Raw genomic sequence first — 15,937 nt, forward strand, 5'->3', positions numbered from 1 at the left:
GTCCCCCTGGCCGCCCGTGCGGTCACCCGCGGTGCCCGCCGCGCCCCCGTGTCCGTGCGGCTCGACGACGCCCTCGGCCTCACCCTGGCCGCTCCCCTCGCCGCCCTCACCGACCTGCCCTCCTTCGACACCTCGGCCATGGACGGCTGGGCGGTCGCGGGACCCGGGCCCTGGGCCGTACGGGACGAGGGCGTGCTGGCCGGGCACGCCGGGCCCGCGCCGCTCACCGACGGCGAGGCGGCCCGGATCGCCACCGGCGCGCGCATCCCCCCGGACACCACCGCCGTCCTGCGCAGCGAGCACGGACAGCTCGACGAGAAGGACCGGCTGCACGCCACCCGCGAGGTCGTGCACGGCCAGGACATCCGCCCGCGCGGCCAGGAGTGCCGCAGCGGCGACCAGCTCCTGCCGCCCGGCACCCTGGTCACCCCGGCCGTCCTGGGCCTCGCAGCGGCGGCCGGATACGACACCCTGGCCGCCGTCCCGCTGCCCCGCGTCGAAGTCCTCGTCCTGGGCGACGAGTTGCTCACCGAGGGCACCCCGCGCGACGGGCTGATCCGGGACGCGCTCGGCCCGATGCTGCCGCCCTGGCTGCGCGCGCTCGGCGCCGAGGTCACCGCCGTACGCCGGCTGGGCGACTCCGCCGAGGCGCTGCACCGGGCGGTCGCCGGTTCCGAGGCCGACGTGATCGTGACGACGGGCGGCACCGCGGCCGGGCCCGTGGACCACGTCCACCCCACCCTGAAGCGCGTCGGCGCCGAACTCCTGGTCGACGGCGTCAAGGTGCGCCCCGGCCACCCCATGCTGCTGGCCCGGACCAAGGAGCACCAGCATCTCGTCGGCCTGCCGGGCAACCCGCTGGCCGCCGTCTCCGGCCTGCTCACGCTCGCCGAGCCGCTGCTGCGCACCCTGGCCGCACGCCCCGCCCCGGAGCCGTACACCCTGCCCCTGCGCGAGGAGGCGCACGGCCACCCGTACGACACCCGGCTCGTCCCGGTCGTGCTGCGCGGCGACAGCGCGGTCCCGCTGCACTACAACGGCCCGGCGATGCTGCGGGGCATCGCGGCCGCCGACGCCCTCGCCGTCGTACCGCCCGGGGGTGCCCGGGCCGGTCAGGAGGCCGAACTGCTCGATCTGCCGTGGGCGTCCGCCGGAATCGGGGTGTGTTTCACGTGAAACTTCCGGGCCATGACGCGATCGCCCGGCAGGCGGACGAGCATCTGGTGACCCATCGGGTGAAGCTTCCGCGCAAGGTGGTGGAGCATCCGTTCCGGCAGGTCGCCAAGCGGGTGCTGATGGCCCTGCTGGTCCTGACGGCGACCGCCCTGATCGTCTATGTCGACCATGACGGGTACAACGACAACTCGGACAAGTCCGTCGACTTCCTCGACGCCTGGTACTACGCGACCGTCACCCTCTCCACCACCGGATACGGCGACATCACCCCGGTCAGCGACGCGGCCCGGCTCACCAATATCTTCGTCATCACGCCCCTGCGCGTGCTGTTCCTGATCATCCTGGTCGGCACCACGCTCGAAGTCCTCACCGAACGCACCCGTGAGGAGTGGCGGCTCAACCGCTGGAGGTCCACCTTGCGCGACCACACCGTCGTCATCGGCTTCGGCACCAAGGGCCGGTCGGCGATCCAGACCGTCTGCGCGACGGGCCTGAAGAGGGAACAGGTCGTGGTGGTCGACCCCAGCGGCAAGGCGATCGAGGCGGCGACCGCCGAGGGCTACGCGGGCATCGTCGGGGACGCGACGCGCAGCGAGGTGCTGAAGCGGGCCGAGGTGCACAAGGCGCGGAAGATCATCATCGCCACCCAGCGCGACGACACGGCGGTGCTGGTGACGCTGACGGCCCGGCAGCTAAACAAAGCCGCGAAGATCGTGGCCGCGGTGCGCGAGGAGGAGAACGCGCCGCTGCTCAAGCAGTCCGGCGCCGACGCGGTCATCACCAGCGCCAGCGCGGCCGGCCGGCTGCTCGGGCTCTCGGTGCTGAGCCCCGCCGCCGGCATGGTCATGGAGGACCTCATCCAGCAGGGCAGCGGCCTCGACATCGTCGAACGGCCCGTCATAAAGGCCGAGGTCGGCATGAAGCCGCGCGAGACGGACGACCTGGTGGTGAGTGTGCTGCGCGGGCACCGGGTGCTCGGCTACGACGATCCCGCCGTGGGCACGCTGGAGCTGACGGACCGGCTCATCACGATCGTGCGGGCGTCGCCGGGCATCCAGGTGGCACCCGACGCGCGCCCGCTTCCCCCGATGCCTTCGAGCTGATCACTTGCGGTTGTAGAGCCGCATGGTGACCGGCCCGAAGACCGCGACGAACAGGCCCGCCCAGCCCAGCGCCCAGGCGACCTCGTCGGCCGGCCAGTCGCCCGCCATCAGCCCGCGCACCGCCGAGGCGAGGTGGGTGACCGGGCTGTTGTTGACGAAGGCCTGGAGCCAGCCCGGCATGGTGCTCGGGTCGACGAAGACGTTGGACAGGAAGGTCAGCGGGAAGATCACCATCATGCTGACGCCCATCACCGACTTCTCGGTGCGCAGCAGCAGCCCGAACATGGTCCAGATCCACGAGAACGCGAACGAGAAGACGACCAGCAGGGCGATCCCGGCGAGCACTCCGGCGACTCCGCCGTCCGGGCGGTAGCCCAGGACGATGCCGACGGTGAGCATCACGACCGAGGCGATGGTGTAGCGCAGGGCGTCGCCGAGCAGATAGCCGACCATCACCGACGGCCGCCAGATCGGCAGCGTGCGGAACCGGTCGAAGACGCCCTTCTCGATGTCGGTGTTCACCGAGATGCCGGTGTACATCGTGATCATCACGACCGACATGACGAGGATGCCCGGCAGCAGGAACTGGATGTACTCCTTCGGGGAGCCGGCCAGGGCACCCCCGAACAGGTACGTGTACATCAGCACCATCATGATCGGGAACGCGGTGACGTCGAAGAGCTGCTCCGGCACGTGCTTGATCTTGAGGATCGCCCGCCAGCCGAAGGTCAGCGAGGCCGACAGGGCGCTCGGACGCGGCGGCCGCTCCCCGGTGACCAGCAGCGCGGCCAGCGACTCGGCGCTGACGGGGGCGAGATCCTGGGTCTCGGTCTGGGTCACGGTGCTCATGCCGCCATCTCCTCGGCGTCGTCGGTGGGGTGTCCGGTGAGGGCGAGGAACACCTCGTCCAGGCTGGGCTGCCCCAGCGAGAAGTTGTCGACGGTGATGCCGGTGCGGGCCAGTTCGGCGAGTGCCCGGGAGGCCTGCTCGGCGGCCGTGTCACCGGCCTCCGAGGCGAGCCGGGCCGTCAGCGCGACCGAGTCCGGTTCCAGCTGCACCCGCGCGTCCAGGGACCGCCGTAGGATCTCCGCCGCCTCGGGCCGCTGTCCGCCGTCGCGCAGTCGCAGATGTACGGTCCCTGCGCCCACGGAGGCCTTCAGCTCGCCCTTGGTGCCCTCGGCGATCACCCGGCCGTGGTCGATGACGGCGATCCGGGAGGCCAGCTGGTCGGCCTCGTCGAGGTACTGCGTGGTCAGCAGCACGGTGGTGCCCTGGGCGACGACCGCGCGGACGATGTCCCAGACCTGGTTGCGCGAGCGCGGGTCGAGGCCGGTGGTGGGCTCGTCGAGGAAGAGCAGCTCGGGGGTGTTGAGGATGGACGCGGCGATGTCGATACGGCGCCGCATTCCGCCCGAATAGTGCTTGACCTGCTTGTTCGCCGCCTCCGTCAGCCCGAAGGCCTCCAGGAGCTGACCGGCACGCACGCGTGCGTGCTTCTTGTGGTGGCCGAGGAGACGGCCCAGCAGGACCAGGTTCTCCATGCCGGTGAGGTCCTCGTCGACGGAGGCGTACTGGCCGGTGAGGCTGACCCGGCCGCGGACCTCGTCGGCCTCGCGGACGACGTCGTGGCCGAAGACGTGTGCCTGGCCGGCGTCTGGGCGCAGGAGGGTGGCGAGCATTTTCACGGTGGTGGTCTTGCCGGCGCCGTTGGGTCCCAGGACGCCGTAGACCGTGCCTGCCGGCACCGCCAGGTCGACTCCGTCGACGGCCCTGGTGTCGCCGAACGTCTTGACCAGGCCCGCTGTCTCGATGGCCAGGGCTGACGTGTGCTGGCTCATGGGTGGACTTCCTTCCGCGTACTTGGGCTACGCATGGGGAGACCTTTACCGTCGCGCGAATTCATCGGTCCCGCACGTGAGAATTTGGGTGGGTCAGGTTGTGGGGCGGTGCGGGTAGCGTCGGTTTCATGTATGCGATCACGATTCCTGAACCCGGTGGGCCCGAGGCGTTGGTCTGGGACGAGGTCCCGGATCCCATCGCCGGTGACGGCGAGGTGCTGGTCGACGTGGTGGCCGGGGCCGTCAATCGGGCCGACATCCTTCAGCGGCAGGGGTTCTACAACCCGCCGCCCGGTGCCTCCCCCTATCCCGGACTGGAGTGCTCCGGGCGGATCGCCGCGGTCGGGCCCGGGGTCTCCGGGTGGGCCGTCGGTGACGAGGTGTGCGCGCTGCTCGCGGGCGGCGGGTACGCGGAGAAGGTCGTCGTACCGGCCGGGCAGCTGCTGCCCGTGCCCAAGGGCATCGACGTGAAGCGGGCCGCCGCGCTGCCTGAGGTGGTCTGCACGGTCTGGTCGAACGTCTTCATGGTCTCCCACCTGCGCCCCGGCGAGACGCTCCTCGTGCACGGCGGCTCCAGCGGTATCGGCACGATGGCGATCCAGCTCGCGAAGGCCGTCGGCGCGAAGGTCGCGGTGACGGCGGGCACGCAGGAGAAGCTGGACCGCTGTGCCGAGCTGGGCGCGGACATCCTGATCAACTACCGCGAGCAGGACTTCGTCGAGGAGATCAGGACGGCCACCGACGGGGCGGGCGCCGACGTCATCCTCGACAACATGGGCGCCAAGTACCTCGACCGCAATGTGCGGGCCCTCGCCGTCAACGGACGGCTCGCCATCATCGGCATGCAGGGCGGCGTCAAGGCCGAGCTCGACATCGCCACGCTCCTGACCAAGCGGGCCGCGATCAGCGCGACCTCGCTGCGGGCCCGGCCGCCGGCCGAGAAGACGGCGATCGTGGCGGCCGTACGGGAGCATGTGTGGCCGCTGCTCGACGCCGGGCACGTCCGTCCGGTGGTCGACCGCGAGCTGCCGATGAGCGATGCGGCCGGTGCGCACCGGGTCGTCGAGGAGAGCGGACACGTGGGCAAGGTTCTGCTGGTCGCGTCCGCGTCCTAGACCTCAGCCGCGGCGCACCCGCAGGGCGAGCAGGCCGAGGCCCAGGCCCAGGCCGACCAGGACCAGGCCGGTGCCGAGGGGCAGGATGAACACCTTGGGCTCGGCCGCGGTGGGCTGCGCCGCGTGGGGCCGCGGCGGGACGGCCGGGCGCCGGGGCGGCTCCGATACGGCGGTGAGGGCGCCGTCGTCGTTGCCGTCGCCGGAGTCGGCGCGGGGCGGTGGGGACTCGGTGTCGGCGGGGGTGACCTCCTCCGAGGCCTCTGGGTCCTCCGGCCGTCCGGGCCGTTGCCTGCCCTCGCCCGCTCGGCTTCCCGCACGGGTCGGGGTGGCTGTGGAGGACGGGGTCGGGGCTGCGGAGGCGGAGGGGGAGGCGCGGAGCGGGCCGTGGGCCGGGGTGGCGGTGGTGCTTGGTGCGGTGGCGTCGACGTACGACTGTGTCGGCCAAGGAGTCGTGGCTCCGGGACCACGCACCGACCCCGGCACCGACCCCGGCACCGACCCCGGCACCGACCCCGACCCCGGCACCGGCACCGGCACCGGCACCGGTACCGGCACCGACCCCGGCACCGAGCCGAACCCGGCCGCCGTCGACATGACCACCCGTGCCCCGACGCCGTACGCCTGGCTCGCCCCCTGGGGGATCGCAGCCGTGCTCGATCCCACCACGATCGCCAGTGCCGTCGCGCATAGCCAGGGAGTCACGGGACAAGGGTGGCATTTCGGTCGGGTGCTGGCATTTCGGGTGGTGCTGTGGTGTCGATCTGCTGGTGGAGCGGTGGATCAGGTGTCACCGGGGGCACCTCAGTGGTGAGGTGTACGGGTGCGAGAGAATGGCGGCATGGAGATGCCGAGGAACGAAGGTTCGCCGGAAAGCCCCCAGATCCTGGTCGTGGGACAGGACGGGATGGCGCTGGGCGGCGGGGGTGACGAGGACTCCCGCGAGGTTCCGGTCACGGAGATGGTCGAGCAGCCCGCGAAGGTCATGCGGATCGGCAGCATGATCAAGCAGCTGCTCGAAGAGGTGCGCGCGGCTCCCCTCGACGAGGCCAGCCGGGCCCGGCTCAAGGAGATCCACCACAGCTCGGTGAAGGAGCTGGAGGACGGGCTCGCCCCCGAGCTGGTGGAGGAGCTGGAGCGGCTCTCCCTCCCCTTCAACGAGGACGCGACCCCGAGCGACGCGGAACTGCGCATCGCGCAGGCCCAGTTGGTGGGCTGGCTGGAGGGTCTCTTCCACGGGATCCAGACCACCCTGTTCGCCCAGCAGATGGCCGCGCGGGCGCAGTTGGAGCAGATGCGCCGCGCACTGCCCCCGGGCGTCGGCGGCCAGGAAGAGGGCGGCGACCCGCGCGCGGGCGGCCGCACGGGCGGACCGTACCTGTAACCACCGACCGCGAAGGGCCCGGCAGCCGACGCTGCCGGGCCCTTCATGTCACCTGTGGGAAGCGCTCGTTCGGGTTCTTTCTGCCAGGCGGGCCGGCGTGACCTTGGACACGGCACCCCGGCCCGTCCCGTCGGGCGGTGCGGCGGGCCCGGTGCCCGTTCCATGACCGTAAGCGAAAGAAAAGGCGCGCGGGCGTTACAGGTGCCCTACCGCCGGTACACAGGATTTGCACGCCGAGACGTAGTACAGGTTTGATGACCGGTCCGTCTCGGGCCGGTCCCCGGGCTCATCCCGGACCGGCGGCTTGCGCTGAGGCTGTAGCGTGGCCGACGGAGACCGTAACAACACCGCGCGCACCGCGGGCAGAAACGACGGCGAGGACCGATGGCACAGCAGCAGCGCGCTCAGGGCCCGTCCGACCCCGAGGCGGCTGGCGGCGGAATGTCAGATGCGCCGGAGCTGTGGGGTAACGGCGGACTGGTGGGGGACGGCCGATATCGGCTGACCCGCAGACTCGGCCGGGGCGGTATGGCCGAGGTGTTCGCGGCCGAGGACGTACGGCTCGGCCGCACCGTGGCGGTCAAGCTGCTCCGCGCCGACCTCGCCGAGGACCCGACCTCCAAGGCCCGCTTCACGCGCGAGGCCCAGTCCGTGGCCGGCCTCAACCACCACGCGATCGTCGCCGTGTACGACTCCGGCGAGGACTTCGTGGGCGGCCAGTCGGTGCCGTACATCGTCATGGAGATCGTCGAGGGACGGACGATCCGCGATCTGCTGATCAACGCCGAGGCGCCGGGGCCCGAGCAGGCCCTGATCATCGTCTCCGGCGTCCTGGAGGCGCTCGCCTACTCGCACCAGCACGGCATCGTGCACCGTGACATCAAGCCCGCGAACGTGATCATCACGCACAACGGCGCCGTCAAGGTCATGGACTTCGGCATCGCCCGCGCCCTGCACGGCGCGTCCACCACCATGACCCAGACCGGCATGGTCATGGGCACCCCGCAGTACCTCTCCCCGGAGCAGGCCCTCGGCAAGGCCGTCGACCACCGCTCCGACCTGTACGCCACGGGCTGTCTCCTCTACGAACTCCTCGCGCTGCGGCCCCCGTTCACCGGCGAGACCCCGCTCTCCGTCGTCTACCAGCACGTGCAGGACATCCCGACGCCTCCGTCGCAGGTCTCCGACGCCGTGCCGCCGGAGCTCGACGGCCTGGTCATGCGCTCGCTCGCCAAGGAGCCGGACGACCGTTTCCAGACGGCCGAGGAGATGCGCGGGCTCGTCCAGTACGGCCTCCAGATGCTGTACGACCAGGGCGGCCACACCGGCACCTGGAACACCGGCCCGGTGACGGCGCACGACGGCCGGAACACGCCCTCCGGTGGCTTCGCGAGCACCAGCGTGCTTCCGCACCCCGGCGCCGCCTCCGGCACCACCCAGATCCCCCAGCCGATCCTGCCCGGCGGCTACGGCGGCGGGGACGACGGCGGCTTCGAGGGGCACGGCAACCGGGGCAGCGGCCGCGGCAAGCTGTGGATCCTCGCCGTGCTCGCGGTGATCGCCATCGCGGCGGGCGTCGCCCTCGCGCTCAACGGCGGCGGCGGGGGCGGTGCCGGCACCGACACCACGCCCACGGCGACCACCTCGCAGAGCACCGACGACCAGTCGGCGAGCGAGACGCCGAGCGACGAGGCTACGGAGGAGTCGACCGACACCTCCACGGACGACAGCGGCAGCTCGGGCGGCTCGTACACGCCGTCCTACACCCCGTCGTACACGCCGTCCTACACGCCGACGCCGACGCCCACGGAGCCGACCGAGGAGCCGACGACCAGCGAGCCGACGGACGAGCCGACCACGGCGGACCCGACCGGCGACCCGACCGGTGACCCGACGGGCGGCACCATCTCGGGCGTCACGGACGGCGGCACCGGCGGCGACGACTGACCGAGCCGCGGCTGACCGAGCCCAACCTTCACGCGCGCGTGCGACCCGAGGACGGGTCCACGCGCGCGTGCCGTTTCAGTCGACGAACGCGTCGCACACCGCGTCGTACTCCCGCGTCCACCACACCACCAGCGCCGAGGCCGCCGGGAACTGGGGGTCCGCGCGGGTGTCGCCGCGCTCGTAGTGCCAGCGCAGCATCCAGAAGTCGTTGAGCCGCTCCCACCACACCCGGTGCACGGCCGCGGCCAGCTCCGAGGGCGTGGCGCCCGCGGTACGCCGGTACGCGCGCGCGTACGCCCGCACCTTCGGCAGGTCCAGCGGCCCCGGCGGTCGTACGAAGAAGATCGCGGCGGCGCGTACGGCCTCCTCGGCGCGGGGCTGGACGCCGAGCCGGTCCCAGTCGACGATCGCGGCGGGCGCGTCGCCCCGGTAGAGCAGGTTGAAGGGGTGGAAGTCGCCGTGCACCCAGCCCGCCGGGGCGCCGCGCGGAGGCCGCCGCCCGACGTGCTGTTCGAGCAGTGCCCGCCGCTCCAGGAGCCGGTGGCGGGCCAGCTCGTCGAAGGAGTCCGCGGGACGGTGCCGGCGCACGCGCGCGAGGAGGTCGTCGATGAGGTCGAGGGTGCGGACGGGGTCGGCGCCGGCGTCGGTCCTCCCGCCCCGCTCCCGGCCCGGCTCCGTCCCCACGCGCGCGTGGGTGGGCATCACCCGCTCCAGGCTCGCGTGCACCACTCCGAGCAGTGACCCCAGGCGTTCGCACTGGGCGGTGGTGAGCTGGGCGCCGTGGCGGTGGCGGCCGTCGATCCAGGGGTGCAGGGCGTAGGCGTGGCCGCCGACCACCGCGACCGTACGGCCGTCGCGGGCGGGGAGCGGCGGGGCCACCGGGACGCCGAGGTCGGCGAGGCGCTGGGTGGCCCGGTGCTGGCGGGCGATGGCCTCGGGGGCGGCCGTCTCGGGGTCGAAGTGGTGCTTGAGGAAGTAGCGGCCGCGGGTCGTACGGAGCCGGTAGCCGCGGTTCAGCAGCCCTTGGTCGACCGGGTCGCAGGCGAGCGCGGACCCGGCGGAGTACTGGCGGAGGAGGGCGCCCAGCGGGGGCGCGTGAGGCATGAGGGGTGGTACAGGAGAGCGCGGCACGCGGCAGATGCTAGGGCACGGGAAGGGGCCGTGAACTGGGCATTGTCACAGCCAGTCATATTCGTTCACGGTGTGTACTTGAAGTGGCGTTCCAGGCCGCCGTCCGTCGAGTGCACGGTCCCGAACTGTGGCTCGACGGACAGATAGACGGGCTCGTACGGCTCCCCGTCGACCAGTCCGGGCGCGGGCCCGAACCGCTCGACCTCCGCCGCGGTGGGCTCGTACGCCACGCACTCGCCCACCACTTGCACCGACCACAGGCTCTCCCCCGGCCGGGCGGAGCCGAGGTTGTCCGAGCCGTACGCCACCACGCTGCCGACGCACGCCCGGTGGTAGCCGACGCTCCTGGGCATCCGGATCAGGAGCCGGCCGTCCGCCACGATGTGCCGGGCGAAGGCGAGGAAGGGCAGGGCGCGCATGCTGGTCGCGACCCGGCCGTAGTCGGTGCGGGCGAGCAGGTCCACGGCGAGCTGTTCGACGGGGGGCTGGGAAACGGCAGGGGGCATACGGAGACTGTGCGGGACGGGCGGACCGCTCCAGTAGGGCCGTAGGTCCTCACTTCGGTGCTTCTCCGTGACTCAGCGCTTCTCCGCCTGTAGGCGGGCCACATACGCGGCGGCCTGTGAACGGCGCTGCATGTCGAGTTTGGACAGCAGGCTCGACACATAGTTCTTGATCGTCTTCTCGGCGAGATGCAGCCGCTCGCCGATCTGGCGGTTGGTGAGGCCCTCGCCGATCAGGTCGAGGATGCGGCGCTCCTGGTCGGTGAGGTGCGCGAGCCGGTCGTCCCGCTTGACGCCGCCGTCGCGCAGCCGCTCCAGCACGCGCGCGGTGGCGACCGGGTCCAGCAGGGAGCGTCCGGCGGCCACGCCCCGGACGGCGTCCAGCAGCTCGGCGCCGCGGATGGCCTTGAGGACGTATCCGGAGGCGCCCGCCATGATCGCGTCGAAGAGCGCCTCGTCGTCGGCGAACGAGGTCAGCATCAGGCACCGCACCGAGTCGTCCCCGGAGCGGATCTCCCGGCACACCTCGACCCCGCTGCCGTCGGGAAGCCGTACGTCGAGGACCGCCACGTCGGGCCGGGTGGCCGGAATCCGCGCCAGGGCGTCGGCGGCCGTACCGGCCTCTCCGACCACCTCGATGTCGTCCTCCACCGAGAGGAGCTCATGGACGCCTCGCCGGACGACCTCATGGTCGTCGAGTAGAAATACCCTGATTTTTCCTTCTTCGCGCACTCGACAAGTCAAACACGGAAAGTCTTCCGGTGGCCTGGGTGGACGGGATAACGTGCCGTTGCTCCGGCCTCCTGCAAGGCTGTGACCAGCGACCCTTCGAGCCTTTCCCGATTTACTTGGAAATCCAAGCAAAATCGCAGGTCAAAGGGGGTTTCACAGAAATGTGGAGCACTGGGTAACGTGATTCTTGCAGGGCGCTCGCCGGGGCACCTGTCACGCCTGTTCCGGCCGAGTCGCACCCACCCCGTGCACGGGAGTCGGGAAACAGGTGAGCCGCACTGGTACCCGGCAACCCCGGGGGCCGGACCGACGGAGGAGCACACGTGACCGTGGAGAGCACTGCCGCGCGCAAGCCGCGACGCAGCGCCGGGACCAGGAAGTCCCCGAGCACCAAGCCCGAACTCGTTCAGCTGCTGACGCCCGAGGGCAAGCGCGTCAAGAACGCCGTGTACGACAAGTACGTCGCGGACATCACCCCCGAAGAGCTCCGCGGTCTGTACCGCGACATGGTGCTCACCCGCCGTTTCGACGCCGAGGCCACCGCACTCCAGCGCCAGGGCGAGCTGGGCCTGTGGGCCTCGCTGCTCGGCCAGGAGGCCGCCCAGATCGGCTCCGGGCGCGCCCTGCGTGACGACGACTACGTCTTCCCGACCTACCGCGAGCACGGCGTGGCCTGGTGCCGTGGGGTCGACCCGACCAACCTGCTCGGCATGTTCCGCGGGGTGAACAACGGCGGCTGGGACCCGAACAGCAACAACTTCCACCTGTACACGATCGTCATCGGCTCCCAGACGCTGCACGCCACGGGGTACGCGATGGGCGTGGCCAAGGACGGCGCGGACTCGGCGGTCATCGCCTACTTCGGCGACGGCGCCTCCAGCCAGGGCGACGTGGCCGAGTCGTTCACCTTCTCCGCGGTCTACAACGCCCCGGTCGTGTTCTTCTGCCAGAACAACCAGTGGGCGATCTCCGAGCCCACCGAGAAGCAGACCCGCGTCCCGCTCTACCAGCGCGCGCAGGGCTTCGGCTTCCCCGGCGTCCGGGTCGACGGCAACGACGTGCTCGCCTCCCTGGCCGTCACCAAGTGGGCCCTGGAGCGGGCCCGCGGCGGCGAGGGCCCCACGCTCGTCGAGGCGTACACCTACCGCATGGGCGCCCACACCACCTCCGACGACCCGAGCAAGTACCGGGCCGACGAGGAGCGCGAGGCGTGGGAGGCGAAGGACCCGATCCTGCGCCTTCGCCGGTACCTGGAGTCCTCAAACCACGCGGACGAGGGATTCTTCGCGGAACTGGAGACCGAGTCCGAGGCGTTGGGCAAGCGAGTGCGTGAGGTGGTGCGTGCCATGCCGGACCCGGACCACTTCGCCATCTTCGAGAACGCGTACGCGGACGGACACGCGCTCGTCGACGAGGAGCGGGCCGAGTTCGCCGCCTACCAGGCGTCGTTCGCCGACGCCGAAGGGGGAAACTGAGATGGCGGAGAAGATGGCGATCGCCAAGGCGATCAACGAGTCGCTGCGCAAGGCCCTGGACTCCGACCCCAAGGTCCTCGTCATGGGCGAGGACGTCGGCAAGCTCGGCGGCGTCTTCCGTGTCACCGACGGCCTCCAGAAGGACTTCGGCGAGAGCCGGGTCATCGACACCCCGCTCGCCGAGTCGGGCATCGTCGGCACCGCGATCGGCCTGGCCCTGCGCGGCTACCGCCCGGTGGTGGAGATCCAGTTCGACGGCTTCGTCTTCCCGGCCTACGACCAGATCGTCACCCAGCTCGCCAAGATGCACGCGCGCTCGCTGGGCAAGGTCAAGATGCCGGTCGTCGTGCGCATCCCCTACGGCGGCGGCATCGGCGCGGTGGAGCACCACTCGGAGTCCCCGGAGGCGCTCTTCGCGCACGTGGCGGGCCTCAAGGTGGTCTCCCCCTCGAACCCCTCGGACGCGTACTGGATGATGCAGCAGGCCATCCAGAGCGACGACCCGGTGATCTTCTTCGAGCCCAAGCGCCGGTACTGGGACAAGGGCGAGGTCAACACCGAGGCCATCCCGGGTCCGCTGCACAAGGCCCAGGTGGTCCGGGAGGGCACCGACCTGACCCTCGTCGCGTACGGCCCGATGGTGAAGCTCTGCCAGGAGGTCGCCGCCGCGGCCGCCGAGGAGGGCAAGTCGCTGGAGATCCTGGACCTGCGCTCGGTCTCGCCGCTGGACTTCGACTCGATCCAGACCTCGGTGGAGAAGACCCGCCGCCTGGTCGTGGTCCACGAGGCCCCGGTGTTCTTCGGTTCGGGCGCGGAGATCGCGGCCCGGATCACCGAGCGCTGCTTCTACCACCTGGAGGCCCCGGTGCTCAGGGTCGGCGGCTACCACGCCCCCTACCCGCCGGCCCGCCTGGAGGAGGAGTACCTGCCGGGCCTGGACCGGGTGCTCGACGCCGTCGACCGTGCCCTGGCGTACTGAGGAGAGGGTCGTGACGACGATGACGGAAGCGTCCGTACGCGAGTTCAAGATGCCCGACGTGGGCGAGGGGCTCACCGAGGCCGAGATCCTCAAGTGGTACGTCCAGCCGGGGGACTCGGTGACGGACGGCCAGGTGGTGTGCGAGGTCGAGACGGCCAAGGCGGCCGTCGAACTGCCCATCCCCTACGACGGGGTGGTGCGCGAGCTGCGCTTCCCCGAGGGCACCACGGTGGACGTGGGCACGGCGATCATCACCGTGGACGTGTCGGGCGGCACCGGCGCGGCGCCCGCCCAGGAGACCCCCGCGGTCGCCGAGCACCCCGCCGCGCCCGCCGCTCCCGCTCCCGCCGAGGAGAAGCCCGAGGGCCGCAAGCCGGTCCTCGTCGGCTACGGCGTGGCCGTCTCCTCGACCAAGCGCCGGCCCCGCAAGGGCCCCGAAGTACCGGTCCAGCAGGCCTCGGTGGAGATCCGGACCGAGCTGAACGGCCACGGCCCGGCCCCCGCCGAGCAGGCCACCGCAGGCCAGGCTCCTGCGAGCCAGGCCACCGCAGCCCAGGCCGCCCCGGCGCAGTCCCGCCCCCTGGCGAAGCCGCCGGTGCGCAAGCTGGCGAAGGACCTGGGGGTCGACCTCAGCACAGTGGTCCCGTCCGGCCCGGACGGCGTCATCACGCGCGAGGACGTGCACGCGGCGGTCGCTCCGGCCGAGGCCCCCGCACCCGTGCCCCCCCTGACGGCACCGGCCGCGGTGTCCGCCGCGTCCGCCGCCCCCGCCGCGTCCTACGACTCGGCGCGCGAGACCCGGGTCCCGGTCAAGGGCGTCCGCAAGGCCACGGCCGCGGCGATGGTCGGCTCGGCGTTCACGGCCCCGCATGTCACGGAGTTCGTGACGGTGGACGTGACGCGCACGCTGAAGCTGGTCGAGGAGCTCAAGCAGGACAAGGACCTCCAGGGCCTGAGGGTCAACCCGCTCCTGCTGATCGCCAAGGCGCTGCTGGTGGCGATCCGCCGCAACCCGGACATCAACGCGTCCTGGGACGAGGCGAACCAGGAGATCGTGCTCAAGCACTACGTCAACCTGGGCATCGCGGCGGCCACTCCGCGCGGTCTGATCGTCCCGAACATCAAGGACGCCCACACCAAGACGCTGCCGCAGCTGGCGGAGTCCCTGGGCGAGCTGGTGTCCACGGCGAAGGATGGCAGGACCTCCCCGGCCGCGATGCAGGGCGGCACCGTCACCATCACCAACGTCGGCGTCTTCGGCGTCGACACCGGCACCCCGATCCTGCCGCCCGGCGAGTCCGCGATCCTCGCCGTCGGCGCGATCAGGCTCCAGCCGTGGGTCCACAAGGGCAAGGTGAAGCCCCGTCAGGTGACCACGCTGGCGCTGAGCTTCGATCACCGGTTGGTGGACGGGGAGTTGGGCTCGAAGGTCCTCGCCGACGTGGCGGCGGTCCTGGAACAGCCCAAGAAGCTGATCACCTGGGCCTGACCCGGCGGACCGGCCAAGACCGAGGGGACGGCCACGACTTCGTGTCGTGCCCGTCCCCTCGGCCGTCACCGGCTCACCTCACCGTCACCGGCTCACCGAATCCGTCTCCGGATCACTTCATCCGTCTCCGGCTCACTTCAGGTGCCGGTCGAAGAACCGCGCCGCCGCGTCCCCCTCGTACTGCGGGACACCGGTGTGTCCGCCCATGTTGGCGTGCAGCGACTTCTCCTTGGAGCCGAAGGCGTCGAACAGGTCCAGGGCGGCCTGCCGGTCGTTGCCCTCGTCGTCCCACTGGAGCAGGACGTGCAGGGGAACGGTGACCCGGCGGGCCTCCTCGAACATGGCGCGGGGGATGAAGCTCCCGGCGAACAGGACAGCGGCCGAGATACGCGGTTCGACCACCGCCAGCCGGGTCCCGATGGAGATCACGCCCCCCGAGTATCCGACCGGACCGCCGATCTCGGGCAGCGACAGGAGGGCATCCAGGGTCGTCTGCCACTCCGGGACCGCCTCGTCGACCAGGGGGAGGATGAGGGCGTCGATGATCCCGTCGCTGACCGGCTCACCGGCGCCCATGGCCCGGCGCAGGTCCGCGAGGGCCTGCGCGACGGCGGGCCGGCGGGGCCGGTCGCCGTTTCCGGGGAGCTCGATGGCGGCCGTGGCGTAGCCGCATGCCGCCGAGTGCAGGGCTCGGCCCACCAGTCGGGGGTAGGCCCTGCGCAGCCCGACGGGAGGGGGGCTGACGAGGATCAGCGGCACCGGCGCGGACGCCGTCGCGGACGCGGGCGTCCACAGGATGCCGGGGATCTCGCCGAGGGTGAACTCACGCTCTAGGACGCCGTCTTCGAGGTGCTGTTCGGAAGTGAAACGCATGGTCGTGCCTTTCGGGAAAGCGCTGGAACGGCGCTCCCGGACGACCTATCGCCCGACCGCGACCCCGGAGGGGAGCACCCACGTGTTTACGTTCACGGGTACCACCTCCTGGTCTCTTGCACGGCCTCCGGAAAACTAGCAGGGGCCGCCGCGACCCGCCAACGGGTTTTCGCGACGGCCCCTGCCGGGCTGTGT

Annotated in this window: 15 protein-coding genes; 8 read left to right on the top strand and 7 right to left on the bottom strand. The window is 71.5% G+C overall.

The features are described from left to right. Together G3I78_RS14235 and G3I78_RS14240 are read left to right on the top strand one after the other, a co-directional pair. On the top strand, positions 1–1,176 hold a 1,176-nt coding region (locus G3I78_RS14235; protein WP_164424228.1), incomplete at its 5' end, for a molybdopterin molybdotransferase MoeA. Beyond that, on the top strand, positions 1,173–2,279 hold the full coding sequence (locus G3I78_RS14240; protein WP_343243746.1) for a potassium channel family protein: 1,107 nt from the start codon (positions 1,173–1,175) through the stop codon (positions 2,277–2,279). The genes G3I78_RS14235 and G3I78_RS14240, both read left to right, overlap by 4 nt. On the opposite strand, the gene G3I78_RS14245 is transcribed toward G3I78_RS14240, so the two are convergent. Together G3I78_RS14245 and G3I78_RS14250 are read right to left on the bottom strand one after the other, a co-directional pair. Beyond that, positions 2,280–3,128: an ABC transporter permease gene (locus G3I78_RS14245; RefSeq protein WP_164424232.1), complete on the bottom strand. Its 849-nt coding sequence runs from the start codon at positions 3,126–3,128 to the stop codon at positions 2,280–2,282. It abuts the gene before it with no gap. Further along, entirely contained in the window at positions 3,125–4,117 is a 993-nt protein-coding gene (locus G3I78_RS14250) for an ATP-binding cassette domain-containing protein (protein ID WP_164424234.1), read from the bottom strand. Before G3I78_RS14250 ends, G3I78_RS14245 begins: the two co-directional genes overlap by 4 nt. A gap of 128 nt (positions 4,118–4,245) precedes the next feature. Here G3I78_RS14250 and G3I78_RS14255 point away from each other — a divergent pair, with 128 nt between their 5' ends. After that, positions 4,246–5,232 (top strand): NAD(P)H-quinone oxidoreductase, encoded by a 987-nt coding sequence (locus G3I78_RS14255; protein ID WP_164424236.1) that lies wholly within the window; start codon positions 4,246–4,248, stop codon positions 5,230–5,232. A gap of 3 nt (positions 5,233–5,235) precedes the next feature. On the opposite strand, the gene G3I78_RS14260 is transcribed toward G3I78_RS14255, so the two are convergent. Beyond that, the gene (locus G3I78_RS14260) at positions 5,236–5,934 is read right to left on the bottom strand and encodes a hypothetical protein (RefSeq protein ID WP_164424238.1); all 699 of its coding nucleotides are present in this window, start codon (positions 5,932–5,934) and stop codon (positions 5,236–5,238) included. Positions 5,935–6,070: 136 nt separating this feature from the next. Here G3I78_RS14260 and G3I78_RS14265 point away from each other — a divergent pair, with 136 nt between their 5' ends. Beyond that, on the top strand, positions 6,071–6,613 hold the full coding sequence (locus G3I78_RS14265; protein WP_164424240.1) for a bacterial proteasome activator family protein: 543 nt from the start codon (positions 6,071–6,073) through the stop codon (positions 6,611–6,613). A 384-nt stretch (positions 6,614–6,997) separates the two neighbouring features. Continuing rightward, a complete protein-coding gene (locus G3I78_RS14270) occupies positions 6,998–8,560 on the top strand; it encodes a protein kinase (protein WP_164424242.1) in 1,563 nt (520 codons plus the stop codon). Between the two features lie 75 nt (positions 8,561–8,635). Here G3I78_RS14270 and G3I78_RS14275 read toward each other — a convergent pair whose 3' ends face one another. The 3 genes from G3I78_RS14275 to G3I78_RS14285 all read right to left on the bottom strand — a co-directional run bounded on the left by G3I78_RS14275 (position 8,636) and on the right by G3I78_RS14285 (position 10,926). Next, on the bottom strand, positions 8,636–9,664 hold the full coding sequence (locus G3I78_RS14275; RefSeq protein WP_164424244.1) for a phosphotransferase: 1,029 nt from the start codon (positions 9,662–9,664) through the stop codon (positions 8,636–8,638). Between the two features lie 92 nt (positions 9,665–9,756). Beyond that, positions 9,757–10,197 (bottom strand): pyridoxamine 5'-phosphate oxidase family protein, encoded by a 441-nt coding sequence (locus G3I78_RS14280; RefSeq protein ID WP_164424246.1) that lies wholly within the window; start codon positions 10,195–10,197, stop codon positions 9,757–9,759. A gap of 72 nt (positions 10,198–10,269) precedes the next feature. Beyond that, complete coding sequence (locus G3I78_RS14285; protein ID WP_164424248.1) at positions 10,270–10,926, bottom strand: response regulator transcription factor; 657 nt, start codon at positions 10,924–10,926, stop codon at positions 10,270–10,272. Between the two features lie 323 nt (positions 10,927–11,249). Here G3I78_RS14285 and pdhA point away from each other — a divergent pair, with 323 nt between their 5' ends. The 3 genes from pdhA to G3I78_RS14300 are packed head-to-tail and all read left to right on the top strand — an operon-like array spanning position 11,250 to position 14,869. Next, positions 11,250–12,401, top strand: coding sequence for a pyruvate dehydrogenase (acetyl-transferring) E1 component subunit alpha (gene pdhA, locus G3I78_RS14290; protein ID WP_164424251.1), 1,152 nt, complete (start codon positions 11,250–11,252; stop codon positions 12,399–12,401). Between the two features lies 1 nt (position 12,402). Continuing rightward, positions 12,403–13,380 (top strand): alpha-ketoacid dehydrogenase subunit beta, encoded by a 978-nt coding sequence (locus G3I78_RS14295; protein WP_164424253.1) that lies wholly within the window; start codon positions 12,403–12,405, stop codon positions 13,378–13,380. A 10-nt stretch (positions 13,381–13,390) separates the two neighbouring features. Further along, positions 13,391–14,869 carry a dihydrolipoamide acetyltransferase family protein gene (locus G3I78_RS14300; RefSeq protein ID WP_164424255.1) on the top strand — a complete coding sequence of 493 codons (1,479 nt, stop codon included), beginning with the start codon at positions 13,391–13,393 and terminating at the stop codon, positions 14,867–14,869. Between the two features lie 132 nt (positions 14,870–15,001). Here G3I78_RS14300 and G3I78_RS14305 read toward each other — a convergent pair whose 3' ends face one another. Next, positions 15,002–15,742, bottom strand: coding sequence for an alpha/beta hydrolase (locus tag G3I78_RS14305; protein WP_164424257.1), 741 nt, complete (start codon positions 15,740–15,742; stop codon positions 15,002–15,004). Positions 15,743–15,937: the final 195 nt, after the last annotated feature.

The sequence above is a fragment of the Streptomyces sp. SID13726 genome (genome assembly GCF_010548375.1).
Classification (GTDB): Bacteria; Actinomycetota; Actinomycetes; order Streptomycetales; family Streptomycetaceae; genus Streptomyces.

What these genes read in the sequence shown, in the direction of transcription:
- G3I78_RS14250 (WP_164424234.1), bottom strand. Translation starts at nt 4,117, where the DNA reads ATGAGCCAGCACACGTCAGCCCTGGCCATCGAGACAGCGGGCCTGGTC.
- G3I78_RS14305 (WP_164424257.1), bottom strand. Translation starts at nt 15,742, where the DNA reads ATGCGTTTCACTTCCGAACAGCACCTCGAAGACGGCGTCCTAGAGCGT.
- G3I78_RS14270 (WP_164424242.1), top strand. Translation starts at nt 6,998, where the DNA reads ATGGCACAGCAGCAGCGCGCTCAGGGCCCGTCCGACCCCGAGGCGGCT.
- G3I78_RS14280 (WP_164424246.1), bottom strand. Translation starts at nt 10,197, where the DNA reads ATGCCCCCTGCCGTTTCCCAGCCCCCCGTCGAACAGCTCGCCGTGGAC.
- G3I78_RS14265 (WP_164424240.1), top strand. Translation starts at nt 6,071, where the DNA reads ATGGAGATGCCGAGGAACGAAGGTTCGCCGGAAAGCCCCCAGATCCTG.
- G3I78_RS14245 (WP_164424232.1), bottom strand. Translation starts at nt 3,128, where the DNA reads ATGAGCACCGTGACCCAGACCGAGACCCAGGATCTCGCCCCCGTCAGC.
- G3I78_RS14255 (WP_164424236.1), top strand. Translation starts at nt 4,246, where the DNA reads ATGTATGCGATCACGATTCCTGAACCCGGTGGGCCCGAGGCGTTGGTC.
- G3I78_RS14295 (WP_164424253.1), top strand. Translation starts at nt 12,403, where the DNA reads ATGGCGGAGAAGATGGCGATCGCCAAGGCGATCAACGAGTCGCTGCGC.
- G3I78_RS14275 (WP_164424244.1), bottom strand. Translation starts at nt 9,664, where the DNA reads ATGCCTCACGCGCCCCCGCTGGGCGCCCTCCTCCGCCAGTACTCCGCC.